Origin of the sequence: Micromonospora rifamycinica (genome assembly GCF_900090265.1) — a bacterium.
Lineage (GTDB): Bacteria > Actinomycetota > Actinomycetes > Mycobacteriales > Micromonosporaceae > Micromonospora > Micromonospora rifamycinica.
The window spans coordinates 2,061,288-2,086,691 of record NZ_LT607752.1 but is presented as its reverse complement, the minus strand read 5'-3'; the positions used below and the strand labels follow the sequence as shown (position 1 = coordinate 2,086,691).

The window sequence follows — 25,404 nt, the reverse complement described above, 5'->3', positions numbered from 1 at the left end:
CCCGTAGGCCCGGTGACCGCACCACCCCTAGTAGGTGCCGTCGAGCTGACCGCGCAGCTTGGTCAGCGCGCGGGCGAGCAGCCGGGACACGTGCATCTGCGAGACGCCGATCTGGTCGGCGATCTGCGACTGGGTCAGGTTGCCGTAGAAGCGCAGCGTGAGGATCTTCTGCTCGCGCTCGTCGAGGGTGGCCAGCGCCGGGCCGAGGGCGACCCGCAGCTCGGCCAGCTCGAACTCGTTGTCCTCGCCGCCGAGCATGTCGCCCAGCTCGGTGGCGCGGTCGCCGTCACCGGTCGGGGTGGACAGCGACACCGCGTTGTACGCGCGGGCGCCTTCCAGGCCCTCCAGGACCTCTTCCTCGGTGAGCTTGAGGTGGGCGGCGATGTCGGCGACCGTGGGCGAGCGGCCCAGGGTCTGCAACAGCGAGCTGTTGGCGTCGGAGATGGCCAGCCGCAGCTCCTGGAGCCGACGCGGCACCCGGATGTCCCAGGTGCGGTCCCGGAAGTGCCGCTTCAGCTCACCGATGATGGTCGGGATGGCGTAACCGGCGAAGTCGACGCCGCGCGACGGGTCGAACTTGTCGATCGCCTTGATCAGGCCGACCGCGGCGGTCTGGGCGAGGTCGTCGGTGGGCTCGCCCCGGCCGCTGTAGCGGTGGGCCAGGTGGTTGGCCAGCGGCAGCCAGGCCTCGATCGCCCGGTCCCGCAGCGCGGCCCGGGACGGGTGGTTGGCGGGCAGCGCGGCCATCGCGTTCAGCAGGTCGGCGGCGCTGTCGGTGAGGGCGCGGGGGTCCAGCTTTTCAGTGCTGGACGGCGCTGTGCTCGCCTGCTCGCTCATGGTGGGCGCGGTCATTGGTGGTCCTCCCTGCACCTCGTCCGCGGACAAAAAGACGCGACGCTGTGGTTTAGCTTCAGATGGGCCGTTCGGAAGCCACCATAGCCTGATCGGTGAACCGAAATCTAGCCGAACGGCTGATGTACTTAAGTGATTTTCGCTCATTAAAAGTATAAATCAGACAGGTCGTGTTTGATTTGTGATCATCCGCACCGCCGTACGGACGGTCCCGGGTCGTCCGTCCCCGGGCCGGGACGCGCCGCACCCTCACCAGGTGCCCTTGCGCCGGGCGTGCAGCGGGCGGCCGTCGGGGTCGTAGACCAGCCGGTACGCCGGCAGCGCCCAGAGCCGGGTGTACCAGGGCAGCCGCTCGGGCCGGTGCGGGCGCAGCCGGCCCGGCGGCCGGGGGCCGACCTGGCCGTCGTCGTACCACCGCTGGAGGGCGTCGGCGGCCGAGATGATCGCCTCGACCGCGCTGGCCGGGTCGAGCAGGTCGGCGTCGTCCGCGCCGTCCGGATCCCGGTCCAGATGCTCGCGCCACAGCCGCAGCCGCAGGTCCCGGGCGAACACCCGGGCACCGTCGCCCTGACCGGCCGGATCGACGGGGGACCGCTCGTCGCGGGTCTCGTCGAGCACCGCGCAGGACAGCTCGCTGTCGTGCGTCCAGGACCGCCGGTTGAAGTTGTCGCTGCCCACGCTCGCCCAGACGTCGTCGACCACGCAGATCTTGGCGTGCACGTAGACCGGCCCACCCGTCCGGTTCTCCACGTCGAAGACGTGCACCCGCTCCGGGGCGGCCCGCTCGCACAGCGAGAGCGCCTGCTCCCGGCCCACCATGTTCGGCGGCAGCGCCAACGCGCCGTCCACGTCCGGGTGGCGGGGGACCACGGCGACCAGGTGCAGATCCGGGTTGTCCCGCAGCGCCTCGGCGAACAACTCGGCCACCTCGGTCGACCAGAGGTACTGGTCCTCCAGGTAGATCAGGCGGCGGGCCCGGCGGACCGCCTTGGTGTAGCCCCGGGCCACCGTCCGCTCGCCGTCGGGGGCGAAGGAGTACCGGGGGCGGACCGCGGGGTAGGTGCGCAACACCTGGATGCGGTGCGGGCCGCAGGGCGGCGGGTCGGCCGGCTGGTCGGGCAGCGGATCGGGGCTGAGATCGGAACCCCGGAACCGGTCCCGCAGGTAGGCCAGCGGGTTCTCCGAGTCCAGCGGCATCGGGTCGGTCCACCGCTCGCGGAACGTGGTGTCCAGCGCGCCGACCGCCGGCCCCCGGATGGCGAGCTGCACGTCGTGCCAGGGTGGGCGCGGGCCGTACTTCGGCGACATGGCCAGGGGCTGCGGGTCGCCGAGATGCTCGGCGTCGTCGCGTCGGCTGTGGCACAGGTCGATCCCGCCGGCGAAGGCGATGTCCCGCTCCGGCGCGTCGGGATGGCGCAGCACCACCAGCTTCTGGTGGTGCGACCCGCCGCGCCGGACGCGCTGGTCGAGCAGCACCTCGCCGCCGGCGGCCCCGACCGCCTCACTGAGGCTGCGGTTCTCGGCCTCGCTGTAGGACAACGCGTCGAGGTGCGAGCGCCAGAGCAGCCCCTTGACCACCACGCCCCGCTGGGCGGCCCGGGCGAAGATCTGGGCGACGGTCGGGCCGTCCGGGCGCATCCGCTCGTCCGGGTCGCCCCGCCAGTCGGTGAAGAAGAGATGGTCGCCCGCTCCGAGCGCCTCCACCTCGCTGACCAGGCGGTCGAAGTACGCCGCGCCGTGGATCAGCGGCTCGGCGAGGTTTCCGGTCGTCCAGACGGGTAACCCCGAGGCCGGGTTGGCGCGTTCCTCAGCGGTCAGGAACCATTCCTCGATCGCCACGTTCCAGCCTCCCGAGGTCGACGACGTCCTCACACCGGTAGGACCTCTGCCGTCGGTACCCACTCCGGGTCACCCGGAACCGTCCGGTGGATGGCCTACCGCGCCCGCAGACCGCGAACGCCGAGGAGGCACCGCAATGCCCGCCGAGACGACGAACTCCGCGACCGAGCACCGCCCGCAGGCGGTCGAGAGCGAACGCGGCGCGATCCTCGCGGTGCTGCTCATGGTGATCCTCGGGGTGGCCGGGATCTTCGCGGTCTCCTGACGGCAGGCGCCCACGTTGGCGGCCGGCGCGGCCCCGGTCAGGTGCCGGACCAGACGGACGGGCCGTCGCGCCGCCCGCGCCGCGACGGGCGTCCCGGGTTGTCCCGGGACGCCCGTCGGATCGGCCGGGTGTGCAGCTCAGGGCGGTCGGCCCTGGCTGCCGGTGTGCGCGCGTGCCGTTCGGCGGCGGTCGCCCGACCCCGGTGTGCGGGTGGCGCTCAGGGGCGGTCGCCCTGGCCGCCGGTGTGCGGCAGCCGCTCCGCCGGCACGACGCCCAGCTTGCCGGCCTGGAAGTCCTCGAAGGCCTGCATCAGCTCGGCACGGGTGTTCATCACGAACGGCCCGTAGTGCGCCACCGGCTCCCGGAGCGGCTTTCCGCCCATGATGTACAGGTCCAGGGCCGGCGCGTTGCCGTCCTGCGTGCCGTCCGCGGTCACCCGCAGCGCGTCACCCGGCCCGTGCACGGCCAGTTGGCCGCTCTGCAACGGTCGCCGGTCGGTGCCGACGGTGCCCCGGCCGGAGAGCGCGTAGACCAGGGCGTTGAAGTCGGCCCGCCAGGGCAGGCTCAGCTGGGCACCGGGCTGGAGGGTGACGTGGGCGATGGTGATCGGGGTGTGCGTCGACCCCGGCCCCCGGTGCCCGGCCACCTCACCGGCGATGACCCGGATCAGCGCGCCGCCGTCCGGCGTGGTCAGCAGCGCCGACTCCCGGCCCCGGATGTCCTGGTAGCGCGGTGGCATCATCTTGGCCACCCGGGGCAGGTTGACCCAGAGCTGGAGGCCGTGGAACAGACCCCCGCTGGCCACCAGGTGCTCCGGCGGGGCCTCGATGTGCAGCAGGCCGCTGCCGGCGGTCATCCACTGGGTGTCGCCGTCGGTGATGGTGCCGCCGCCGCCCTGGGAATCCTGGTGGTCCATGATCCCGTCGATCATGTAGGTGACCGTCTCGAAGCCCCGGTGCGGGTGCCACGGGGTGCCCTTGGGCTCACCCGGCGCGTAGTCCACCTCGCCCATCTGGTCGAGGTGGATGAACGGGTCGAGATCGGACATCGGCACCCCGGCGAAGGCCCGGCGGACCGGGAAGCCCTCCCCCTCGTAGCCGCTGGGGGCGGTGGTCAGCCGGCGGACCGGCCGGTAGCTGGTGGTCTCGTCGAGCCGGGGCAGGCGGGGCAGGACGAGAACGTCGTCGACGGTGATCGCGGGCATCTCGGGCTCCTCAGGTGTCGCGGTGGGTGGACGACGCGTCCCGGTCGGCGCGCAACCGCCGGCCGAGCCGATCGAAGACCCGGGTCAGGGTGGTGACCTCGGCGTCGTCGAGGTCGTCCATCAGGTGCCGGCGGACCGAGGCGAGGTGCCCCGGCGCGGCCTCGCGCAGGGTCAGCAACCCGGTGGCGGTGAGCACCGCCTCGCTGCCCCGGCGGTCCCCGGGGCAGGACTGCCTGGCGACCAGACCCCGCCGTTGCATGGTGGAGATCTGGTAGGTGAGCCGGCTGGGGGAGAAGACCAGCCGGCTGGCCAGCTCGCCCATCCGCAGCCGCTGGCCCGGCGCCTCGGAGAGCAGGACCAGCACGTGGTAGTCGGCGAAGCTCAGCTCCCCCTCGGCGCGCAGATCCTCTTCGAGCTGCGTGAACAGCCGCTGGCTCGCCTCGATGTACGCGCGCCAGCAGGCCATCCGCTCGCTGTCCAGGCTCTCCGTCACGCCCCGAACAGTAGCACTATTTAAAATTTAAACAAGACTCGCTGTGCTGCTGTGAGCAGTGCGACAGCTCTTCTTGAGGTGCGGAAATTTAGTATTTGAAGAAGGTGGTTGGCGATGATCGCCGGTTGACCTGCGAGACTGCCCCGGTGGAACCCGTGGAGATCACCGCCCCCGGCCTGCTGCTGCGCCCCTGGCGGGTGACCGACGCGTCGGCCGTGCTGACCGCCCTGCGCGACCCCGAGATCGTCCGCTGGAACGGGCAGGGGGTGACCGACCCGGCCCAGGCCGACGCGTGGATCGCCCGGCGGGCCGACTGGAGCGACGGCAGTCACGTGTCGCTGGCGGTGGCCGACGACACCGACTCGACACTGCTCGGGTCGGTGTCGGTGCACCAGATCCGGCACGACAACGCCGCCGTCGGCTACTGGACCACCGCCCCGGCCCGGGGTCGTGGCGTCGCCGGCCGGGCACTCCGTGCGCTCACCGACTGGGCCTTCACCCACCTCGACCTGCACCGGATCGAGCTGTGCCACGCGGTGGCCAACACCGCCTCCTGCCGGGTCGCCGAACGGGCCGGCTACCCGCTGGAGGGGACGCTGCGCGAGTCCCACCGCTACGGCGACGGCCACCGCCACGATGAACACCTGCACGCCCGCCTCGCCACCGACCCGTAACCCCACGGCCCTGCCCCGGCCTGCCCGCCCTTACCCCCCGCGCCGCGCCGCGCCGCGCCGCTCCGCTCCGTGCCGCGCCCTGCCGCTCCTTCGGTGATCAAGAGGTTTAGGCCAGCATTCCGCCATATGTTGACCTAAACCTCTTGATCACCGGCCCAAACCTCTTGATCACCGGGGATGAGGACTGTCGGATGGCCTAAACCTCTTGATCGACCGGGGGTGAGGACTGTCGGATGGCCTAAACCTCTTGATCGACCGGGACGGCGGGCCGGGGGTGACCTGAACTTCTTGATCACCGGGGGGCGGGGGCTGTCGGGTGGCCTGAATCTCTTGATCACCGAGGACGGGTGAGGGGTTACCGGGTGGTCTGGACCTGTTGGTCGGCGGGATCGGGGAGGGTTGCCGGGGCGGCTGGTTAGGGTCGACGGGTGGACGATCTGGACGTGCTCGACTGGCGGGAACGCACCGCCGCGCTGTACCTGTCCGACGACGACCTGGCCGGGTTCCGGGCGGCCCGCGACGAGCTGTTCCGGACCCATCCGGCCAGCCCGATCCCCGGCGACGACCGGGCCGGCTTCCCCGGGCTGGACTGGTTCCCTCCGGATCCGGCGGCGGTGGTCGAGGCTTCCCTGCTCCCCGCGTCCGGCACCGAGAGCATCGACACCGGCGGCCCGGACGGGGTGGTGCGCTACCGCCGCCTGGCGGTCGCCGACACGCCGTGGGGACCGCTGACCCTGTGGTGGATCGAGGCGTACGGCGGGGGGCTGTTCGTGCCCGTCCGCGACGGCACCAGCGGCCGGGAGACGTACGGCGGCGGGCGGTATCTCACCGACACGGTCAAGGGCACCTTCGGGCGGGGCCTGACCCTGCTGCCCGGCCGGCGGGTCCGCCTCGACGCCAACTATCTCTACAACCCGAGCTGCGCCTACGACGACACCTGGGCCTGCCCGCTCGCCCCGCCGGAGAACCGGGTCGACACCCCGATCCGGGCCGGTGAACGGGCCTACTCTCGCCACGACCGCTGACCCTTCCGCATCCTCGGATCCGCCTGCCTCCCCGCGAAAGACGGCCCTCCCCGCGCCAGGGGTGGTCCTCCGCACAAGGGGCTGCCCTCCGCGCCGGAGGTGGCCCTCCGCGCCGCGCGGCCGGCGGGGTGTTGCCGCCGACCGGTGGCGTGGCGTCGTCCACGGGTCGACGTCGCCTCCTGGCCGAGCTACCGGACGGTGCGCGGCTGGCGCACCAGGACGGTCCGGCCAGGGCGCACATCACCGACGACGCGGCAGAGATCGCCAGCCTGGAACGTCGGTGGGCTCGCATGGTCGGCGAGGCCCTGCCGCGGGCGTTGCTCGCCGCAAGATCGTGCTCTATCCACGATGTAGTGGCATCCAAGCGTTACGAGGCCACTACATCGTGGTTCGAGCACGATCATGGCTGGTGGGCGGATGGGACACCAGGACGGTCCGGCCGGTGCCCGTCACTGACGACGCGACCGCCGCCCCGGCGCTGGGCGCGTCGGGGCGGCGGTGGACCGTCGCCGCCCGGGCCGCCGCCGACGCGGCCCCGGCGGAGAGTGCCCGGTCGGTCAGCGGGCGGTGGCTCCGGTCGGGGTCAGGTGCATCCGGCCGAGCGACTGCCGCGCCTGGTCGGCCAGTGCGGCGTCCACGGTGACCGCGTACTGGCCGGCGCGCAATGAGCTGGCCGAGGTGAAGTCACGCTGGCCGCCGGACATGGCGTGCGCCACCGCGCCGAACACGGCTCCCCAGATCGCGCCGATCACCAGCCCGACCAGGATCACCGCGAGCCAGTTGCCGACGGTGAAGATGCCGAACAACAGGCCGATGAAGAGACCGAACCACGCGCCGGTGCCCGCGCCCAACAGGGCGGCCCGTCCCGTGGTGAGCCGGCCGAGCACCGTCTCCACCAGGGTGAGGTTGGTCCCGACGATCGCGGTGTGCTCCACCGGGAACCGGTTGTCCGCCAGGTAGTCCACCACCCGTTGGGCGGACGGATAGTCCGGGTACGCGCCGATCGTCACCGTGGGCGGGCTGGCCTGCGGGCCGTGTCCGTCCCCCGGGGGCGTCGCCGGTCGTCCGGCCGGACCGGACGGGAGGTGGTCGCCGCCCGGCATCCCGGGTCGCCAGGTGGCGCTCGGGTTCGCTGCTCTGGTCATGGCATCCTCCTTCGTCAACGACCGGCGTTCCCGGGCGCCCGGCGGCCTAACACCGGGCGGCGCGGCAATCCGGGCCGACGCCCCGGCGGCGACCTGTGGCGCGGCGATCCGGGCCGCCGCCTCGGCGGCGACCCGTGGCGCGGCGATCCGGGGCCGGTGCGCCGACGGCCCGACCCGGGAGAACCTGTGGGGCCGAGGCATGCGGCACGAGGTACCCGGGTAACCCGGCACGTGGACAGCGGACGGATCAGCGAGCACGGCTTCCTGGCCGATGGCCGCAGCGCGGCGCTGGTGGACCGGCACGGCTCGGTCAACTGGTGGTGCCCCGCCCGGTTCGACAGCCCGTCGGTGTTCGGGCGGATTCTCGACGACCGGGCCGGTCACTGGTCGATCGCGCCCGAGGGCGACGACGTCACGGTGTCCCGCTCCTATCTGGACGACTCGCTGGTGCTGCGGACCGTCTTCCACACCGGCACCGGCTCGGTGGCGGTCACCGACGCCCTGGCGTTGGAGCCGGGCGCGCGGGGGCACGACATCGGCCTGCGTTCGCCCCGGGCGCTCGTCCGGGTGGTCGAGGGGCTGTCCGGCGTGGTGCCGGTGCGCGTCGAGTTCGTACCCCGATTCGAGTACGGCCGGGTCACCGCGTACCTGAAACAGTCGGGCGGGCTGATCGACGCGGTGGCCGGCGCGTGCCGACTCAGCCTGCGCTCCGACGTGCCGCTGGCCTGCCGCGACGGCAATGCGACCGGTCGGGTGCCGGTCCGGGCCGGGGACACCCTGCGGTTCACCCTCGGGTACGCCCCGACCTACGACGGGGGTGATCCGGCCCTGCCCGACGCCGACCGTGCGGTGGCCGACACGGTGTCCGGTTGGCGTTCCTGGGCCGACCTGCACGACTACCAGGGCCGCTACCGCGATCAGGTGCGGCACAGCGCGATGGTGGTGCAGGGCATGACCTACCAGCCCAGCGGCGCCGTCGTCGCGGCGGCGACCACCTCGCTGCCGGAGCGGCCGGGCGGGGACCGCAACTACGACTACCGGTTCGTCTGGGTCCGCGACTTCAGCCTCACCCTCCGGGCGCTGTGGCGGTCGGCCTGCCCCGACGAGGCCGACCGGCAGTTCTCCTGGGTGGCGCGGGCGATGGGTCGGATCGGCGGCGGCCGGGTGCCGATCATGTACGGCGTCGAGGGGGAACGGGACCTCACCGAGCACGCCCTCGACCACCTGCGCGGGTACGCCGGCAGCCGCCCGGTGCTGGTCGGCAACGACGCGTGGAAGCAGCGGCAGAACGACGTGCTCGGCGAGATCATCGACGCCGCCTGGCTGATGCGGCACTACCTGGACCCGATGTCACCCGACGTTCGGCACCTGCTGTGCGACCTGGCCGACCAGGCGGCCCGCAGCTGGCGCCTGCCGGACTCCGGGATGTGGGAGGCCCGCGACGCCCAACGGCACTACCTGTCGTCGAAGGTCCAGTGCTGGACGGCGTTGGACCGGGCGGTGCGCTTCGGTTCCCGGCTGGGCGACCCGGCCGACGTACGGCGGTGGGCGCGGGCCAGGGACGAGATCCGCGCGGCGGTGCTGGAGCGGGGCTGGAACGACCGGCTCGGCGCGTACACCGGGGCCTTCGACTCCGACCGGTTGGACGCCTCGGTGCTGCTCATGCCGCTGGTCGGTTTCCTGCCGGCGGCCGACCCGCGGATGCGCTCCACCATCGACGTGGTGGAGCGTCGGCTGTCGCGTGACGGCCTGCTGCTCCGCTTCGACGGTGACCCCGCCGGCTTCCTGATCTGCTCGTTCTGGCTGACCAGCTGCCTGGCCCTGGCCGGCGAGCAGGAGCGGGCCGTGCGGCTGTTCGAGCAGCTCGCCGGCCGGGTCAACGACCTCGGCCTGTACGCCGAGCAGATCGACCAGGTCACCGGCGAGCAGGTGGGCAACTTCCCGCAGGCCTTCTCGCACATCGGCCTGATCAACGCGGCCGGGCTGCTCACCGACATCGCCGAGCGGCGGCGCGACGTCACGGCGGACCGCCCGCACTTCCTGGCGACCGGCACGGACGTCGTGGCGACGTCGACGTGACCACCGGCGTCGACGTGACAGTTGGCGTCGACGTCATGGACGGCGGCCTGATGCAGAATCGGGGCCAGGGCGCCTGAGCCGGACGGCCGCGCCCGGCCCCTGCCCCCGGCACCGGAAGGCCCGCCCGATGCGGCTGCTCATGATCGCGGACACCCACCTGCCCCGTCGCGCCCGGGACCTGCCGGACCAGGTCTGGGCGGCGGTGGACGCCGCCGACGTGGTGCTGCACGCCGGTGACTGGGTGGAGGTGGCGCTGCTCGACCGGTTGGCCGACCGGGCGCGTCGACTGGTCGCCGTGTACGGGAACAACGACGGCCCCGACCTGCGGGCCCGGCTGCCCGAGGTGGCCGAGGTGGAGCTGGCCGGGCTGCGGGTGGCCGTGGTGCACGAGACCGGGCCGAAGACCGGGCGGGAACAGCGCTGCGCGGCCCGGTTCCCCGACCGGGACCTGCTCGTCTTCGGTCACTCGCACATCCCGTGGGACAGCGTCGCCCCGGGCGGACTGCGGCTGCTCAACCCGGGCTCACCCACCGACCGGCGGGCACAGCCGCACGCCACGTACCTGACCGCGGAGGTGGCGGCGGGGCAGCTCGACCGGGTCGTGCTGCACCGCCTGCCACGCCGCTGAGGTCACCGGCCCCGGCCGGTCTCCTCCTGCAACTCGTCGATCCGCCGGGACGCCTCCGCCTTGGTGAGGTCGTCCGGCACCTCCTCGCCGGCCTCCCGGGCGAGGGTGTGCAGGTACGACTCCTGGGCGGCGGTGGGCGGCTCGTCGCCGGTCACCCACTCCTCCGGGTCCTTGATCGCCCCACGTGGGTCGGGCTGCTGACTGTTGCGGTCGGTCATCACGTCACCTCTCCTCGAACAGCCGTGCCAATACCCCGAGGGTCGCCCGGTCATGCCGGTCGCGGTGCATACGATCGACCCGTGGAGTCGGATGTGATCGTGGTGGGTGCCGGCATCGCCGGCGTGGCGTGTGCCGGTGAGCTGGTCCGGGCGGGCGTACCGGTGGAGATCCGGGAACGCGGCCGGGTGGCCGGGGGCCGGATGGCCAGCAGACGCTTCGACGGTCGCCCCGCCGACCTGGGGGCGGCGTACCTGACCGCCGACGACCCGGACTTCGTCGAGGTCGTCCGGCGCTGGCAGGCCGCCGGGCTGGTGCGGGAGTGGACCGACACCTTCGTCGCGTACGGCCCGGACGGCCGGCGGGAGGTGCCCGGACCGGTCCGCTGGGCCGCCCCGCGCGGCCTGCGTTCGCTGGTCGAGGCGCTGGCCCGGGAGGTGCCGGTGACCGTCGACCGGTGGGTGTCGACGGTCGAGCCGGGGCCGGTGGTGGACGGTCGGCCCGCCGCCGCGGTGGCGCTGTGCATGCCCGGCCCGCAGGCCGCCCTGCTGGTCGACCCGGCGCTGACCGGCGTCACCCGGGCCGCGGTACGGCAGCGGTGGTCACCGGTGCTCGCCGGGGTGCTGCACTTCCCGGCGCGGCGGTGGGCCGACTTCCGGGGCGCCTTCGTCAACGACCATCCGGTGCTCGCCCTGGTCTGCGACGACGGCGACCGGCGTGGGGACGCCGGCCCGGTGCTGGTCGCGCACACCACGCCGGAGTTCGCCGCCGGGCACCTGGCCCAGCCCAGCGACGCCGGGCCGGCGATCGAACAGGCCGTCCGCGACCTGCTCGGCCTGCCGGAACCGGCCGCGCAGGTGCACGTCCACCGGTGGACGTACGCCCGGCCGGTCGAGCCGGTCGCCGACGAGGGCTTCTTCCTCGACGACGACCGGGTCGGGCTGGCCGGGGACGCCTTCGGCCGGCCCCGGGTGCAGAGCGCCTGGCGGTCCGGCCGCGACCTGGGCCGGGAACTCGCCCGGCGACTAGCCGACAACCCCGGCTGAGCCGGCTGGTCAGCCCCGGGCGGGCGGCTGAACCGGCCGGTCAACCCTGGGTGGTCGGCTCTGCCGGTCAGCCGCGGGCGCCGTCCAGTGCCGGCTCGTCGTGCCGATCCCGCTCGGACGGGTCGGCGGTGCGCTCGCCGGCCCGGTCCAGCAACTGCATCACCGGCGTGGCCGCCATCCCGTGCACCACGACCGAGACCACCACCACCAGGCCGACCGTCGCCCAGATCAGGTCCGCCTGGGCGAAGTCCGCCTTGGTGGTGGCGTACGCCAGGTAGTAGAACGAGCCGACGCCCCGGATGCCGAACGAGGCGATCACCCAGTGCTCGGCCGGTCGACCCGGTGCGCCGCGCAGCGACAGCCAGCCGACCAGCGGCCGGATGACGAAGACCAGGGCCAGCCCGACGGTCGCCGCCTGCCAGGTGAGCGGGGCGAGTAGGCCGGTGATCACCGCCCCGCCGAAGAGCAGCAGCAGCAGGACGGTCAGCAGCCGCTCGGTCTGCTCGGCGAAGTCGTGCAGCACGGCGTGGAACTCGTGGGTCCGCTCGGCGGCCCGGATCGCCCGCGCGGCGACGAAGACGGCCAGGAAGCCGTAGCCGCCGACCACCTCCACCAGCCCGTACGCCAGGAAGGTGGCGGCCAGCGCGAGGAAGCCCTCGGCGTGCCGGGCCAGCCGCAGCTCGCTCGGGGCGCGGAAGAACAGCTTGCCGAGCAGCCAGCCGATCAGCAGCCCACCGCCGACGCCGACGGCCAGCTTGTAGAGCACGTCGACGGTGAACCACTCGGCGAACCAGCCGGCCGGGGCCAGCCCGGCGGTGGCGATCGCGATGGCCGCGTAGACGAACGGGAAGGCGAGGCCGTCGTTGAGGCCGGCCTCGGAGGTCAGCGCGAAGCGCACCTCGTCCTCGGAGTCCTCGGCGTCGGTGGGTTCGCCGACCTGGACGTCCGAGGCGAGCACCGGGTCGGTCGGGGCGAGGGCCGCGCCGAGCAGCAGCGCCGCGGCCGGCACCAGACCGGCCCACCACCAGCCCAGCAGCGCCACCGCCGCGATGCAGATCGGCATGGCGATGGCCAGCAGCCGCCAGGTGGACGACCAGCGTTTCCAGCTCAACGGTCGGTCGATCTTCAAACCGGCACCCATCAGCGCCACGATCACGCCGATCTCGGTCAGGTGGGTGGCGACCTGCGGGTAGCGCAGCGGATCCGGCGCGGGCAGGCCGATGGGCAGGGCGAAGACCAGCATCCCGAGGCCGAGGAACGCTATCGGCATGGACAGCGGGCGGCGCTCCAGCAGTCGGGGGAGCACCCCGGCCAGCAGGGCACCCGCCCCCACCAGCGCGAACTCGACATCGACCAGTTCCACCCCGACCACCTCTCACCCCCGGCCACGGGTGCGGTCGGGGGTGGGACTGTGCCCCGTCGATGGTCGGGCTAAGCCTGGGTGTCCGGCTTGTCCCCGACCGGTGCCCAGGCAGGCAAGATCGCGCTACTTCCAGGTTGTAGTGGTCTACGGCCGTAGCGAGGCCACTACACCATTGTTCGAGCGTGACCTCGTACGGACTCCGGCGGGGACGGCCGACGCTGCCGGCGAGGGATCGGTCCGCAGCCAGGGGCCGACCGGGTGCGCCGGCGGGGAGTCCCGATCAGGCCGGGGGCAGGAGGATCTCGAACCAGACGGTCGAGCCGCGTACGGTCGGGTCGGTGCCCCAGGCGTCGGAGAGCTGCTCGATCAGCCCGAGCCCCCGGCCCCGGCTGCTCAGCGTGTCGGTCTGAGCGCGGGTCACGGTGCCCCGGGTGCCGGAGTCGGCCACCGACACCAGCAGCCGTTCCGGGCTGAGGTCGATCTCCACCCGGGCGGCGGTGCCGGCGTGCAGCAGCGCGTTGGTGGTCAGCTCGCTGGTGCACAGCACCGCCGCGCCGATCACCGCCTCGGGCACCTGCCACTCGGCGAGCTGCGCGGTCATCCAGTGCCGGACCCGGCTCGGCGCGGTCGGCTCGGCCGGCATCTCCATCCCGGCGGAACGGCTCGGCCGGAGCGCGTGTTCGACCGCGAGCACCGCCACGTCGTCCTCGGTGGTGCCGCCCACCGCGCCGGTGGCGACCGCACAGAGCGCCCGGGGGTCACCACTGGTCGCGCCGGCCACCGCCGCCACCAGCCCGGCCATTCCGGCGGTGAGGCTCTGCCGGCGCCGCTCGACCACCCCGTCGCTGTAGAGCAGCAGGGTGTCACCGGGGGCGAACGGCACGGTGGCGGTGCGGGGCCGGCAGCCCAGGCCCAGCGGCGCGCCGGTCGGCAACTCGACGAAGCTGGCGGTGGCGACGCCGTCCGGCCCGCTGCGCCGGATCAACGGTGGGGGGTGCCCGGCGCTGGCCAGGGTGATCTCCGCCCGGTCGGCGTCGACCACCCCGAAGGCCACCGTCACGAAGAGTTCGTGGGTGCCGGTCTCGGTGCCCAGGCTCGCCACCAGCCGGTCCAGGCCGGCGAGCACCGCGTCCGGTCGGGGGTCGGCCAGCGCCAGCGCCCGCAGGGCCGCGCGCACCTGTCCCATCCGGGCCGCGGCCTGCACGTCGTGGCCGGCGACGTCGCCGAGCACCACGCCCAGGTCGCCGGAGGGCAGCAGGAAGGCGTCGTAGAAGTCGCCACCGGCGGCGTTGCCGTCGACCCCCGGGTCGTACCGGGCGGCGATGCGCAGCCGGGGCAGCGCCGGCAACTGCTCGGGGAGCATGCTGCGCTGCAACAGCTGCGCCGTGCCGTGCTGGGTCTCGAACCGGCGGGCCCGCTCGGCCGCCTGGCCGACCAGCTCGGCGGAGGCGGTCAGCAGCGCCCGCTCCGCCGCCGACCAGCCGTGCGGGGCCTGGTAGCCCACGGCCAGGCCGCCCCGGATGACCGACGAGCGCAGCGGCAGCGCGGCCAGCGACCGGATCTTCTGGTCGTGCCGGTCGACCGCGGTGTCCCGCAGCGGTTGGCCGTCCCCGGCGAAGAAGGGCACCCCGCTGCGGGCGGCGACCACCACGGGCGCGGTGGTGTCCGGTGGGACGGGCCGCCACAGCGGTGGCAGCCGCTCGTCGGCCTCGTCGAGCAGCTCGCCCCGGATCCGGCGGACCAGCCGCCAGGCGGGGCCGTCGTCGACCGCGAAGGACACCTGGTCGGCGTCGAAGGAGTGCAGCGCGTAGCGCAACGTCACCCGGGCCACGTCGTCCAGGGTGAGCGTGCCCGACAGCGCCGCGGCGAAGTCGGACAGGCTCTGCAACTGCTGGGTGAGCTGGCTGGTCTGGGCGGCGACGGTGAGCACGCCGACGATCCGGCCGGTGCTGTCGCGTACCGGGGAGTGGCCCCGGGTGAAGACCGCGTGGTCGCCGGCGGCGTGCTGCTGGACCGGGAGTACCGATTCCTTCTGGAGGAACGACTCCCCGTGCCGGTAGGCCCGTTCGATCACCTCGCCGACGTCGGGGGAGTGCCACAGGTCGGCGTACACCTCGGGGGCCGGTCGGCCCAGCGCGTCGGGGTGCCGGTCGCCGATCACCTCCGCGTACGCCTGGTTGTAGAGCAGGACGAGGTCGTCGCCGTAGTACAGCGCCATCGGCACGGGGGAGGACAGGATCACGTCGACCAGCACGCGGACCGTCACGTCCCAGCCCTGTGGCGGACCCAGCGGGGTTTCCGCCCACGGGTGGGCACGCACGGCCGCCACCGCCGGTGAGACCCCGGCGGATCCCGGTACGGGGGCTGATGACGTCGGGGTCCGCCCGACCGTGCCTGGCATGTCCGCAGCCTATCCGGAGCCGCCCCGGGGTGAACCGATCGTGTCCCGTGGGAACCGGCGACGCCGCTGCCCGGAGTTGTTCGTGCGGTTCAAGGGTCCTTTCCTGTGACATGTCGGGAAAATCCGTACGGGTTCTGCGGCGTGCCGCTGCGGCGGACGGGTAACCGGGCGGCGCAGTCCATTGGACAGGAGGGACATCATGCCGGAAACCCTTGCGGTCAGGCAGGTCGACATCGGTAGCGCCTTGACCGACATGTGGCGGTCGGTGCTGCTCTTCGTGCCGAGGGCCATCGCGTTCATCGTCATCCTCGTGGTGGGCTGGCTCATCGCCCGCGCGGTACTCAAGGTCGTCGACGCGGCGCTGGAACGGGTGGGCTTCGACCGGGCGGTCGAACGGGGCGGGATCAGACGCGCGTTGGAACGCACCAGGTACGACGCCAGTGACATCCTGGCCCGGCTGGCGTACTACGCGGTGCTGCTGTTCACCCTGCAGTTCGCCTTCGGGGTGTGGGGGCCCAACGCGATCAGCGACCTGATCCGGGGGGTGGTGGCCTGGCTGCCGCGGGCGTTCGTCGCGATCGTCATCGTGGTCGTCGCCGCCGCGATCGCCAACGCCGTCCGGGACCTGGTCTCCGGGGCGCTCGGCGGCCTGTCGTACGGCAAGGTGCTGGCCGACCTGACGGCGATCTTCATCCTGGCCCTCGGGGTGATCGCCGCGCTGAACCAGGTCGGCATCGCCACCACGGTCACCACGCCGGTCCTGATCGCGGTGCTCGCCACCGTGGCCGGCATCCTGATCGTCGGCGTCGGCGGTGGTCTGGTCAAGCCGATGCAGTCCCGCTGGGACGGCTGGCTCGACCGGGCGGCCGAGGAGTCGCGGGCGGTCCAGGAGCACCGGCGGGCGCGTACGGCCGGGCAGGGCGACATGAACCGGCAGATGGCCGACCGGGCCGGCGAGCGGACGCAGGGCATGCCGCGCGTCGAGGAGGCCCGGACGATGGCCGGTGGTCGGGGCACCTACCAGTCGGGCGGCCCGGGTGACGAGACCCAGCAGTTCGGTCGGCCGGGTAGCTGACTCGGCACGTACCACCGGGAGGGTGTCCGCGGTGCGGACGCCCTCCCGTGCCGTCCCGGCCGGGCAGGCGGCGGCCCGCTCGGGCCGGGCGGATCCGGCCCGGCGGCTCAGGTCGTGGCGAGGTGCCGGGGGTCGAGGGTGCGGGCCAGCAGGCAGACCGCGACCAGGCGGGTCAGTGCCCAGTCGGGGGCGGTGAAGTCGGCCGCGCCGACGGGCAGCAGGCCGTGGGCGCGGGCGGTGTCGTGGATCCCTTCGGCGTAGCCGGCCAGGGCCGCCACGGTCAGCGGCCGGCGGTCACCGTCGAGGCTGTCCCGGACCGCCGCGGCGTGCTGGTCGACCAGCGCGAGCAGGCCCGGCCGGGCCGCCGCTGCGGCGAGGCCGGGAGCGCCGACCGAGGCGGTGAGCAGGGCCAGCCGGGAGCGCGCCGCGCTCACGGCGGTCCGGGTCGCGACCTGGGGGTACGGCACTCGCATGGGGACCGAGGTTAACCACCGGGTAACCGGCGCGGAGTCGGTCGCTCGGCCGGTACCGACGCCCCCTCCGGCCGACCGACCTCCACCGGGTGGACCGACCCGGTCCCCGACGGACAGAGCGGCATCCGCACGCAGCGGAAGCCTTCGCGGCCGGGGCGGGCACCATCGGGACGACCCCGCCACCCGGGCGTGGACCGGACGGGCGGCCGGGTCGGCGCGGGCCGGCACCGGACACCCGGCCCCCGGACCCCGCAGCCGGTCGGGCGGCACCCGGCCACGGGTCGGCGTGGGCGGGCACCGGCCGCGCTCAGGGGGTCAGCGACCCGAGCAGGACGGTGCCCGCGCAGGGCAGTTGGCCGACGTTGCCGACGGTCAGGAGGTACTGCCGCTGGGCGGTGCCGTCCGGGTTGATCCGCTGGACGTACCGGCTGCGGGTCACCTCCAACTGGCAGGCGGTGCCGCCGGCGGCCCCCGTCGGGGACAACCCGGGCAGGTAGACCGTGTTCAGCGGATTGGCGTTGTTCCAGGTCCAGCTCGCCGAGGCACCGACGGCCAGGGTGCCGGTGGACCACGAGGCCGACGGGCCGGTCTGGGCGAGCTGGAACTGCCCGGAGCAGGTGACCGTGCCGACGTTGCGGAGCACGAAGTAGAACTTCCGTACCCCGTCCGGTTCCTGCCGGTACCAGCTGCGGGTGACCTCCAGCTGGCAGGGGGCGGTCGCGGTGGCCCCGGTCGGCGTCAGCCCCAGCAGGTACGACACCGTGGGGGCGATCTGCTCCACCCAGCCGTAGTTGCCGCTGGCCCCGGGTGCCAACGCGCCGGTCGACCAGGTGTGGGTCGGGGTCAGCCAGGACAGCAGGACGGTGGCCGCGCAGCCGGTCGTACCGCTGTTGCGCACCACGAAGTGGAAGCGCCGCTCGCCGCCGGGCTGCCGGGAGTACCAGCTCCGGGTCACCTCGAACTCGCACCCGGCCCCGGTCGGGGAGAAGCCCACCTGGTATGCGGCGTCGAGCGGGTTGGCGTTGTTCCACACCCAGCCCTGGCTGGCACCGGCGGCGACCGTGCCGGTGGACCAGGACGCCTGCTGCGCGGCGCTGCGGGTGACGGCCCGGTCCCGGGCGTCGCGTTCACCGCCGGCCGGGGCGGCCGAGGCCGGTGCCGGGGCGGACAGCACGACCGCCAGCAGGGTCGGCAGCCACAGCCACACCGTCGGTCGTCTGGTCATGGTGGGCGCTCCTCGGCGGTCGGGCCGGCGGTGTGCAGATCCGGACGGCATGACGACAAGGTCGCACAGGCACGCCCGGCGTGGCGGGGCCGATATCCGACAGTGCGCGACCGTCCCCGGGACGGCCTGTCGTCGCTACAGTCCAGGTCCCGCCTGGAAGGAATCCCGCCGATGGCAATCTCTCGTACCGTTCGCCGGTGGTGGGGCGTGCGCCTTGCCGGCGCCGTCGTGGTGGCGCTCGCCGCGCCGCTGCCGCATGCCGGGGCGGCGGTCGCCGGCACCGCGCTCGGCGACGGCGACGTGCTGGTCGCCCGCACCGCGCAGGACTACACCTACCGCACCTACCAACGGCGCTGGTCGGTGGTCGCCGTGCAGCCCGCCGCGACCGCCGACTGGGACCTGACCCTGCGGGACGCCGGTGGCGTCACCCTGGCCACGAGCTGGTTGGGCGTCGGACGGACCGACTTCGTGGTGGTCGACTCCACCGCCGGACACCGGCCGTTCGGCGGATACACCGCCTCGGTCAACGCGTACACGCCCGGCCCGTACTGGGTGCAGCAGCGCACCGACACCACGACGCTCACCCTGCCGCCGGTGACCCACTCCGGCACCACCGGAGCCGCCGACCCCGACCTGGCCTTCTCCAGCCTGGTCGACCACGATGTGGTGACCGTCGCCGACCTCCACCTGACGGCGGGGGAGTCGTTCTGGGCCAACACCACGACCGCCGCCTCCTCGCTGCTGCTGGCGGAGAGCGACCCGGCCGATCCGGCGACCTTCGTGCAGAGCCGGGCCACCGTCGCGGCCCGGCAGCATACCCAGGTCCTCGACGGCTGCACGCTCTATACCGCGCAGCGCACCGGTTGGCACGCGCTGGTCCAGCTCGGCGACCGGCCGCCGAGCACGCACGTGCCGACCCAGGGCATCGGGTACGCCCTGCACCGGGTCGACCCGGCCCGGCCGCTCAGTTGCCCGCAGCGGGAGTTCCCCGGCCCCACCCCGTGAACAGGTGACGCCGGCCGGGTCAGTCCGTGGAGGCGGCGTCGGCCGGGCGGCGACGGCCGGCGTCGTCGGCGATGATCACGGTGGCCACCATGAGCGCGACGCAGAGGCTGAACAACCACGAGTCGTCGGAGGCGAACCTGGCGGCGACCGGAGCCTGGACGGCGGCGAGCAGGAAGCCGAGCCAAGCCAGGCGGCGCTGACGAGGGGTGAGGAAACCGGAGCCCTGTTGCATCCCGAAAGTCTTGCGCGACCGCTTCGGATTGCGGTCAGCCGAGCGGTGGATTCTGGACGTCCTGTCCGGCTTCCCGCCCGTCAGGACGTCCCATTGTGCCGATTCGGGGGAGGTGACCGTCACCTCGACCTGTTAGCGATGATGCGGCAGGATGAGCTGTTGTGTCCGTCGCCCCGCCCCGCACCTCACTGCTCGTACTCGCCTACCTCGCCTTCGTCAGCCTCGGCCTGCCCGACGGTCTGCTCGGGGTCGGCTGGCCCTCGATCAGCGCCGAACTCGGCGTACCGACCGGAGCGGTCGGCCTGATCCTCACCACCGGCACGATCGGGTACCTCACCTCCAGCGTGCTCGCCGGGTTCACCCTCGCCCGGCTCGGCGTGGGCCGGCTGCTCGCCGGCAGCACCCTGCTGGCCAGCCTGGCCCTGACCGGGTACGCCTCCGCGCCGACCCTCACCGTGCTGATCTGCTGCGCGCTGGTGCTCGGCCTCGGTTCGGGGGCTGTCGACTCCGGTCTCAACGCCTACGCCGCCGGTGCGTTCGGCCCCCGGCACATGAACTGGATCCACGCCTTCTTCGGCCTCGGCGTGGCGATCGGTCCGCTGGTGATGACCGCGATGCTGACCACCGGCGCGGGTTGGCGCTGGGCGTACGGGGTCACCGCCGCCGCCCAGCTCGCCCTGGCCACCGCGTTCGCGCTCACCGTCCGGGCCTGGCGGGACCGCACGGGCGGGTCGGCGGTCCCGGCCTCCGGGGACGACCCCGCCGCCCGGCCGGGAGAACCGGTGCAGGCCGCGGTCCGGATCCGGGAGACGCTGCGGCTGCCCGCCGTGTGGTTCGGCGCGCTCGCCTTCGCCGTCTACGTGTCCATCGAGGTGTCCGCCGGGCTCTACTCGTTCCTGCTGCTCACCGAGGGGCGAGGGCTGCCCGACGTGACCGCCGGGGTGTGCGTCTCCGGCTACTGGGGCAGCCTCTTCGTGGGCCGGGTGGTGCAGGGGCTGGTCGCCGAGCGGCTCGGCACCGCGCGGGTGCTGCGGGGCAGCCTGCTGGGGATGGCGGCCGGGGCGGCGCTGATCGCGCTGCCCGCCCCGGGCGCGGTGACGGTGGCCGGTCTGCTGATCCTCGGCTTCGCCGCCGCGCCGGTGTTCCCGCTGCTCACCCTCAGCACCGCCGAGCGGGTCGGCCGGGAGCACGCCGACCGGGTGATCGGTGTGCAGATCGGTGCCGCCGGGCTCGGGGCGGCCCTCATCCCGGGAGGGCTCGGGGTGCTGCTCGGCGTCACCTCGTCGCGGCTGCTCGGGCCGGCGCTGACGGTCCTGGCGGTGGCGCTGCTGGCGGCGCACGCGGCGGCCAACCGCCGCACCGTCCCGTCGCTCCCGGTCTGACCCGCCCGCCGTCCCGTCGCCCGCCGGCTGATCCACGGTCGGCCGCCTGCCGCCTGCCGCCTGCCGCCTGCCGCCTGCCGCCTGCCGCCTGCCGCCTGCCGCCTGCCGCCTGCCGCCGGGGCCGTGCGGCGGTCGGCACGCGACGCCGGGGTCACATCGTGTCGGGGCCGGTCCGCCCGGTCGTGGAGGGGCGGTAGGCGCGCTCGGTGTCGGTCATCTCCCGCCGCTCGGCCGCCGGGCCGGCTCCCCGGTCCACCGGCTCGGGACCGTGCCCGAAGGCGGCCTCCTCGCCCGCGTCGTTGCCGGTCGCGTCGTCGGCCTGCCCGTCGATGGTGGACCGGGCGATGGCCCGGTCCAGCTCCTCCAGCGGCGTCTTCCGCTCGTCCCGCCAGATCCTGCCGTCGTCGTCCGTCATGTCATCGCGGTACCCGGACCCGATGATCGCAAACGGCCGGTTCGCCGGCCGCGCCGCCGATTCCGGCACCGCGCCGCCGCAACCGGCGGCGTCGACGGGCGCCGGGACCGTCGACGGCAGCGGGAGACGCTGACGGCTTGCGGGAGACGCTGACGACTGCCGGGAAACGCTGACGGCCGCCGGGGGAGCCGGCGGCCGTCGGTGGATCTACCGGAATCCGGTCGGATCCGGGTCGGTGTGCGGGTGGGGATCAGGGCTGCGGGCGGTCGACCGACCCGCGCCACGCCCCGGTCTCCTGACCGCGACGCTCGATGAACTGCTTGAAACGCTCCAGGTCACCCTTGGCCCGGCGGTCGACCACGCCCAACTTGTCGCCCGCCTGCTCGACCACGCCGTGCGGCTCGAAGTCCATCTGGAGGGTGACCCGGGTGTTGCTCTCGTCGAGGCGGTGGAACGTCACCACGCCGGCCTGCTGGGTGCCGCCGGTCGACTTCCAGGCCACCCGCTCGTCGGGCAGCTGCTCGGTGATCTCGGCGTCGAACTCGCGCTTGACCCCGGCGATCTCCACCGTCCAGTGGGTCATCGTCTCCGACAACTGCCGGACCTCCTGGACCCCCTCCATGAAGTGCGGGAACTCCTCGAACTGGGTCCACTGGTCGTAGGCCGTCCGTACCGGTACGGACACGTCCACGTGCTCGATAACGCCGCTCATGCCACATCCTCCTCTGCCCGCTGGTGTTCGTCCGGATCGTGGGCCGATCCGGTCACCAGCGCGTCGTCTCGTTGCGGTGCCCGAGTGCGGCCCACACCTCGGAAATCGTCTGGTACCGGGTGTCCTCCGGCAGCCGCTCCAGGGCGGCCACCAGGTCGTCGGGGGCGTCGTTCTCCCGGGCGTTGGCGATCAGCGCCAGCCGGTCCCCGGGCAGGGCCGCCATCGTGATGAACCGACCCAGCCGGCTGCGTGCCTCGACGTCCTCCGAGGTCATCCCCTGCGGGGTGCCGGTCCGCAGGTCGCCCGCCGGGGCCGTGGTGGCACCCGGCTGGTCCTCGCCGGCCGGCTCCGCCTCCCGGAACTCCTCGACCCGTGAGCCCCCGGTGCCCGGCCCCTGGACGAGGCCGCTGACCTCCTGGCTCATCTGGTCGTCGACCCTCGGTGCGTGCTTGCTGCTGCCACGGTCCATGTCTGGTGTGCTACCCGCAGCCGACCCGGGGAAACGCCGAACCGGACACCGGACCCGGCAACCGGTCACGAACCGGCGGTGGCCTTCGGTGGCAGCACCGGCTGACCCGGGTCCTCCCGGCCCGCCTGTAGCTGCCGCCCCCGCTGCAACTCCGCGTTGATCTGCACCCCGAACATGAGCGCCGAGTTGGACAGGTACAGCCACACCAGGAAGGCGATCACCGCGCCCAGACTGCCGTAGGTGACGTCGTACGAGCCGAAGTTGGCCACGTAGAGCCCGAAGCCGAAGGAGACGACGATCCAGGAGAGCAGGGCCACCGCCCCGCCCGGGGTGAGCCAGCGGAACCGGGGCTGCCGGACGTTCGGCGCGATCCAGAACATCAGCGACAACAGCGCCATCATCACCAGGGCCAGTACCGGCCACTTCACGACGCTCCACGCCGTCCGGGCCAGTCCGCCCGCACCCACCAGGTCGCCCACCGCGTCGGTGACCGGGCCGCTGACGATCAGACCCAGCGCCACCACCGCCAGCAGCAGCAGCGACAGCGCGGCCATCCCGATCTGCAACGGGCGCAGCCGGTAGAACGGGCGGCCCTCCTCGACCCCGTAGATCGCGTTCGAGGCCCGGGTGAACGCGCCGATGAACCCGGACGCCGACCACAGCGCGCCCGCCAACCCGAAGCTGAGCAGCACCTTCGTCCCGCTCTGCTGTTCGACCACGGTGCGTACCACCGAGACGAAACCCTCGTTGCCGACCACCGAACCGGCCCCGATGTCCCGGGCCAGGTCCAGCACCGTGTCCACGGTCCGTTCGCCGTCCGAGACCAGACCGACCAGGGCCACCACCACGACCGTGGACGGAAAGAGGGCGAGCACCCCGTAGTAGGTCAGCGCCGCCGCCCAGTCGGCGCAGTTGTCCTTGACGAAACCCTGCCCGCTGCGGAGCAGCACGCCCCGCCAGGTGCTCCAGCTCAACTGACGTATCCGGCGGGGCACCCGGACCCCCGGCCCGTCACCGGCGACCGGGGCCGGATCCGTCGTCGCTGCCATGCTCGGCTCCTCGTCCACCCGACGACCCCGGCGGACCCGACGTCCGGCGCGCGTCTGGGCCGGGCGGTACCCGACGGCCGAAATCGACAAACCCGACGCCGGTGTTTGCCGGTGCGGGCGCAGGGAACCGTGCAGTCAGGCAGCCCGACAATCGGTGCGGAGGAGGACGAGATGCCCGGACGCGAGGTACTGCCCAGCACGCTGCGACGCTCCCCGGAGAAGGCGCAACGCACCTGGGCGAAGACGCACGACTCGGCGGTCGAGACCTACGGTGAGGGGGAGCGGGCGCACCGCGCCGCCTTCGCCGCCGTCAAGCACGGTTTCGAGAAGGTCGGCGACCACTGGGAGCCGAAGGGCCGCAAGGGCCCCAGCGACCGGCAGGCGGCCGGCGGCGGCCCGTCCCGGCGGGCACCCACCGCCGGCGGCGTGGACGCCAACGCCACCAAGGACCACCTGATGCAGGTGGCGAAGAAGTTGGACGTGCCCGGCCGTAGCCGGATGAGCAAGCCGGAACTGGTCAAGGCGATCGAGAAGGCCAACGACCGGGCCACCCGCAAGGCCCGCGGCGACTGACCGGGGGTACGCGGAACCCGGGCCGCAGACCGGGGCCGCTCCGTTGCGGGGCGGCCCCGGTCACCACCCGGGGGTCGCCCCGGCTCACCAGTGGCCGCCGCCCGGTGCCTCCAGGTGCACCGCCTTGACCGTGCTGAACTCGTCCAGCAGCTCCGGGCCGTACCCGAAGCCCTGGCCGCTGCCCCGACGCGGCTGCGCGGCACCGCCCGGGGCGCCCCCGAACACCGCGTTGACCTTCACGGTGCCCACCGGCAGCTCCCGCCAGGCCCGCTGGGCGTGGCTCATCGATCCGGTCAGCACCGTCGCGGCCAGCCCGTACGGCGAGTCGGCGGCGCACCGCAGCGCCTCGCTGAACGAGTCCACCGTCACCACCGCCGCCACCGGGCCGAACGTCTCCTCCCGGACCAGGGGCATCTCCTGGCGGCAGTCGGCGACCACCGTCGCCGGATAGAACGCCCCCGGCCCCTCCGGCAGCACCCCGCCGACGCGCAGCGTCGCCCCCTGCGCCACCGCCGCCGTGACCTGGCCGTGCACCCGGTCGCGGTGCCGCCGGTCGACCAACGGACCCAGCTCGGTGGCCGGGTCGCGCCCCGGCCCGACGACCAGCGCCCCGGCCCGCTGCACCAGCGCGTCGAGGAAGTCCTCGGCGACGTCCCGGTGCGCGTAGATCCGCTCGACCGCCACGCAGAGCTGCCCGGCGTTGGCGAACGCGCCCTGGGCCGCCTGGGCCGCCGCCCAGCCCGGATCCACCCCGGCGTCGACCACCAGCGGGTCGCTGCCACCGTTCTCCAGCAGCGCCTTGGCCCCGGTGCGGGCGCAGGCCGCCGCGATCGTCCGGCCGGTCGCCGTGGACCCGACGTGCGCGACCACGTCCACCGGCTGTGCGGCCAGCGCCGCACCCACCTCCGCGCCCCCGGTCAGCAGGGAGAGCACCCCCGCCGGGAGCGCCCCGTCGAGGAGCCGGGCCAGCAGCCAGCCGGTGACCGGGGTGCGCTCGCTCGGCTTGTACAGCACCACGTTGCCGGTGACCAGGGCCGCGCCGAGCAGGCCGCAGGAGACCGCCACCGGGTCGTTCCACGGGGTGATCGCGGCGACCACCCCGCGCGGCTGCGGCGTCATGAAATCGAGCGCGTCGGCGTCGCCGTGCAGCGTCCGGCCGCCACGCACCGGGGCCAGTTCGGCGTACTGGCGCAGGGTGCCGACACCGGCCGCCACCCCGCCCCGGGCGTCGCCCAGCGGCTTGCCCATCTCCGCCGTCGTCGCGGCGGCCAGCTCGTGGGCCGACGCCGCCACCGCGTCCGCCGCCTCGTGCAGCAGCTGCGCCCGCTGCGCGGCCGGGGTGGCCGCCCACGCGTCCGCCACCTCACGGGCCGCCCCGACCGCCTTGGCCACCTCGTCGGCCGTCGCCACCGGCACCGTGCCGACCGGGCTGCCGTCGGCCGGATCGTGGACGGTCAGCTCGCCGCCCGTGCCGCCGGCACCCCATACCCCACCGATGAGTTGCTCCACCCGGTACATGCGGCGGGATGCCCGGATCCCGGCGAAGCAAACGCGTTTCGCCCGG

General features: G+C 73.8%; 27 protein-coding genes. 11 read left to right on the top strand and 16 right to left on the bottom strand.

Annotated elements, in window-relative coordinates; all coding sequences use genetic code 11:
- Positions 1–27 precede the first annotated feature (27 nt).
- Complete coding sequence (locus tag GA0070623_RS08425) at positions 28–852, bottom strand: SigB/SigF/SigG family RNA polymerase sigma factor (protein WP_067308822.1); 825 nt, start codon at positions 850–852, stop codon at positions 28–30.
- Positions 853–1,101: 249 nt separating this feature from the next.
- A complete protein-coding gene (locus GA0070623_RS08420; RefSeq protein ID WP_407937970.1) occupies positions 1,102–2,724 on the bottom strand; it encodes a phospholipase D family protein in 1,623 nt (540 codons plus the stop codon).
- 103 nt (positions 2,725–2,827) lie between these two features.
- Here GA0070623_RS08420 and GA0070623_RS31370 point away from each other — a divergent pair, with 103 nt between their 5' ends.
- Entirely contained in the window at positions 2,828–2,956 is a 129-nt protein-coding gene (locus GA0070623_RS31370) for a hypothetical protein (RefSeq protein WP_269458976.1), read from the top strand.
- Positions 2,957–3,173: 217 nt separating this feature from the next.
- Here GA0070623_RS31370 and GA0070623_RS08415 read toward each other — a convergent pair whose 3' ends face one another.
- Positions 3,174–4,160 carry a pirin family protein gene (locus GA0070623_RS08415; RefSeq protein WP_067308816.1) on the bottom strand — a complete coding sequence of 329 codons (987 nt, stop codon included), beginning with the start codon at positions 4,158–4,160 and terminating at the stop codon, positions 3,174–3,176.
- 10 nt (positions 4,161–4,170) lie between these two features.
- A complete protein-coding gene (locus GA0070623_RS08410; protein ID WP_067308814.1) occupies positions 4,171–4,653 on the bottom strand; it encodes a MarR family winged helix-turn-helix transcriptional regulator in 483 nt (160 codons plus the stop codon).
- Between the two features lie 146 nt (positions 4,654–4,799).
- On the opposite strand from GA0070623_RS08410, the gene GA0070623_RS08405 reads away from it, so the two are divergent.
- Together GA0070623_RS08405 and GA0070623_RS08400 are read left to right on the top strand one after the other, a co-directional pair.
- A complete protein-coding gene (locus GA0070623_RS08405) occupies positions 4,800–5,327 on the top strand; it encodes a GNAT family N-acetyltransferase (RefSeq protein WP_067308811.1) in 528 nt (175 codons plus the stop codon).
- Between the two features lie 428 nt (positions 5,328–5,755).
- Positions 5,756–6,352, top strand: a complete 597-nt coding sequence (locus tag GA0070623_RS08400; protein WP_067308808.1) for a DUF1684 domain-containing protein — start codon at positions 5,756–5,758, stop codon at positions 6,350–6,352.
- A gap of 557 nt (positions 6,353–6,909) precedes the next feature.
- On the opposite strand, the gene GA0070623_RS08390 is transcribed toward GA0070623_RS08400, so the two are convergent.
- Complete coding sequence (locus GA0070623_RS08390) at positions 6,910–7,497, bottom strand: general stress protein (protein ID WP_067308805.1); 588 nt, start codon at positions 7,495–7,497, stop codon at positions 6,910–6,912.
- Here GA0070623_RS08390 and GA0070623_RS08385 point away from each other — a divergent pair.
- The 3 genes from GA0070623_RS08385 to GA0070623_RS08375 all read left to right on the top strand — a co-directional run bounded on the left by GA0070623_RS08385 (position 7,496) and on the right by GA0070623_RS08375 (position 10,204).
- Entirely contained in the window at positions 7,496–7,720 is a 225-nt protein-coding gene (locus tag GA0070623_RS08385) for a hypothetical protein (protein WP_067308801.1), read from the top strand. The genes GA0070623_RS08390 and GA0070623_RS08385 overlap by 2 nt on opposite strands.
- A gap of 8 nt (positions 7,721–7,728) precedes the next feature.
- The gene (locus GA0070623_RS08380; RefSeq protein WP_084261320.1) at positions 7,729–9,576 is read left to right on the top strand and encodes a glycoside hydrolase family 15 protein; all 1,848 of its coding nucleotides are present in this window, start codon (positions 7,729–7,731) and stop codon (positions 9,574–9,576) included.
- A gap of 127 nt (positions 9,577–9,703) precedes the next feature.
- Positions 9,704–10,204 carry a metallophosphoesterase family protein gene (locus GA0070623_RS08375; protein ID WP_067308798.1) on the top strand — a complete coding sequence of 167 codons (501 nt, stop codon included), beginning with the start codon at positions 9,704–9,706 and terminating at the stop codon, positions 10,202–10,204.
- A gap of 2 nt (positions 10,205–10,206) precedes the next feature.
- Here GA0070623_RS08375 and GA0070623_RS08370 read toward each other — a convergent pair whose 3' ends face one another.
- Positions 10,207–10,422 (bottom strand): DUF3072 domain-containing protein, encoded by a 216-nt coding sequence (locus tag GA0070623_RS08370; RefSeq protein ID WP_067308794.1) that lies wholly within the window; start codon positions 10,420–10,422, stop codon positions 10,207–10,209.
- A gap of 93 nt (positions 10,423–10,515) precedes the next feature.
- Between GA0070623_RS08370 and GA0070623_RS08365 the strand changes: the two genes are divergently transcribed.
- Positions 10,516–11,466 (top strand): NAD(P)/FAD-dependent oxidoreductase, encoded by a 951-nt coding sequence (locus tag GA0070623_RS08365; protein WP_067308791.1) that lies wholly within the window; start codon positions 10,516–10,518, stop codon positions 11,464–11,466.
- Between the two features lie 67 nt (positions 11,467–11,533).
- Here the strand turns inward: GA0070623_RS08365 and GA0070623_RS08360 are convergent, their stop codons facing one another.
- Together GA0070623_RS08360 and GA0070623_RS08355 are read right to left on the bottom strand one after the other, a co-directional pair.
- Entirely contained in the window at positions 11,534–12,829 is a 1,296-nt protein-coding gene (locus GA0070623_RS08360; protein ID WP_067308847.1) for a cation:proton antiporter, read from the bottom strand.
- A 280-nt stretch (positions 12,830–13,109) separates the two neighbouring features.
- Positions 13,110–15,230 carry a SpoIIE family protein phosphatase gene (locus tag GA0070623_RS08355; protein WP_067308789.1) on the bottom strand — a complete coding sequence of 707 codons (2,121 nt, stop codon included), beginning with the start codon at positions 15,228–15,230 and terminating at the stop codon, positions 13,110–13,112.
- A gap of 199 nt (positions 15,231–15,429) precedes the next feature.
- Between GA0070623_RS08355 and GA0070623_RS08350 the strand changes: the two genes are divergently transcribed.
- Positions 15,430–16,305, top strand: coding sequence for a mechanosensitive ion channel family protein (locus GA0070623_RS08350; protein ID WP_067308786.1), 876 nt, complete (start codon positions 15,430–15,432; stop codon positions 16,303–16,305).
- Between the two features lie 107 nt (positions 16,306–16,412).
- Here GA0070623_RS08350 and GA0070623_RS08345 read toward each other — a convergent pair whose 3' ends face one another.
- On the bottom strand, positions 16,413–16,778 hold the full coding sequence (locus GA0070623_RS08345; RefSeq protein ID WP_067308783.1) for a DUF6401 family natural product biosynthesis protein: 366 nt from the start codon (positions 16,776–16,778) through the stop codon (positions 16,413–16,415).
- 307 nt (positions 16,779–17,085) lie between these two features.
- Positions 17,086–18,003, bottom strand: coding sequence for a hypothetical protein (locus tag GA0070623_RS08340; RefSeq protein WP_157517544.1), 918 nt, complete (start codon positions 18,001–18,003; stop codon positions 17,086–17,088).
- A gap of 171 nt (positions 18,004–18,174) precedes the next feature.
- On the opposite strand from GA0070623_RS08340, the gene GA0070623_RS08335 reads away from it, so the two are divergent.
- Positions 18,175–19,008 carry a hypothetical protein gene (locus GA0070623_RS08335; RefSeq protein ID WP_157517543.1) on the top strand — a complete coding sequence of 278 codons (834 nt, stop codon included), beginning with the start codon at positions 18,175–18,177 and terminating at the stop codon, positions 19,006–19,008.
- A 19-nt stretch (positions 19,009–19,027) separates the two neighbouring features.
- On the opposite strand, the gene GA0070623_RS08330 is transcribed toward GA0070623_RS08335, so the two are convergent.
- Complete coding sequence (locus GA0070623_RS08330) at positions 19,028–19,240, bottom strand: hypothetical protein (protein ID WP_067308773.1); 213 nt, start codon at positions 19,238–19,240, stop codon at positions 19,028–19,030.
- Positions 19,241–19,401: 161 nt separating this feature from the next.
- Between GA0070623_RS08330 and GA0070623_RS08325 the strand changes: the two genes are divergently transcribed.
- A complete protein-coding gene (locus tag GA0070623_RS08325) occupies positions 19,402–20,622 on the top strand; it encodes an MFS transporter (protein WP_084261319.1) in 1,221 nt (406 codons plus the stop codon).
- A 151-nt stretch (positions 20,623–20,773) separates the two neighbouring features.
- On the opposite strand, the gene GA0070623_RS08320 is transcribed toward GA0070623_RS08325, so the two are convergent.
- The 4 genes from GA0070623_RS08320 to GA0070623_RS08305 form a co-directional block, all read right to left on the bottom strand.
- On the bottom strand, positions 20,774–21,037 hold the full coding sequence (locus GA0070623_RS08320) for a hypothetical protein (protein WP_067314010.1): 264 nt from the start codon (positions 21,035–21,037) through the stop codon (positions 20,774–20,776).
- A 250-nt stretch (positions 21,038–21,287) separates the two neighbouring features.
- Positions 21,288–21,749 carry an SRPBCC family protein gene (locus GA0070623_RS08315; protein WP_067313987.1) on the bottom strand — a complete coding sequence of 154 codons (462 nt, stop codon included), beginning with the start codon at positions 21,747–21,749 and terminating at the stop codon, positions 21,288–21,290.
- Between the two features lie 52 nt (positions 21,750–21,801).
- Positions 21,802–22,218: a DUF2795 domain-containing protein gene (locus tag GA0070623_RS08310; protein WP_067313989.1), complete on the bottom strand. Its 417-nt coding sequence runs from the start codon at positions 22,216–22,218 to the stop codon at positions 21,802–21,804.
- A 65-nt stretch (positions 22,219–22,283) separates the two neighbouring features.
- Complete coding sequence (locus tag GA0070623_RS08305) at positions 22,284–23,267, bottom strand: YihY/virulence factor BrkB family protein (protein ID WP_067314011.1); 984 nt, start codon at positions 23,265–23,267, stop codon at positions 22,284–22,286.
- A 171-nt stretch (positions 23,268–23,438) separates the two neighbouring features.
- Here GA0070623_RS08305 and GA0070623_RS08300 point away from each other — a divergent pair, with 171 nt between their 5' ends.
- Complete coding sequence (locus tag GA0070623_RS08300) at positions 23,439–23,840, top strand: ChaB family protein (RefSeq protein ID WP_067313991.1); 402 nt, start codon at positions 23,439–23,441, stop codon at positions 23,838–23,840.
- Between the two features lie 84 nt (positions 23,841–23,924).
- Here the strand turns inward: GA0070623_RS08300 and GA0070623_RS08295 are convergent, their stop codons facing one another.
- Positions 23,925–25,358, bottom strand: coding sequence for an aldehyde dehydrogenase family protein (locus tag GA0070623_RS08295; RefSeq protein WP_067314012.1), 1,434 nt, complete (start codon positions 25,356–25,358; stop codon positions 23,925–23,927).
- Positions 25,359–25,404: the final 46 nt, after the last annotated feature.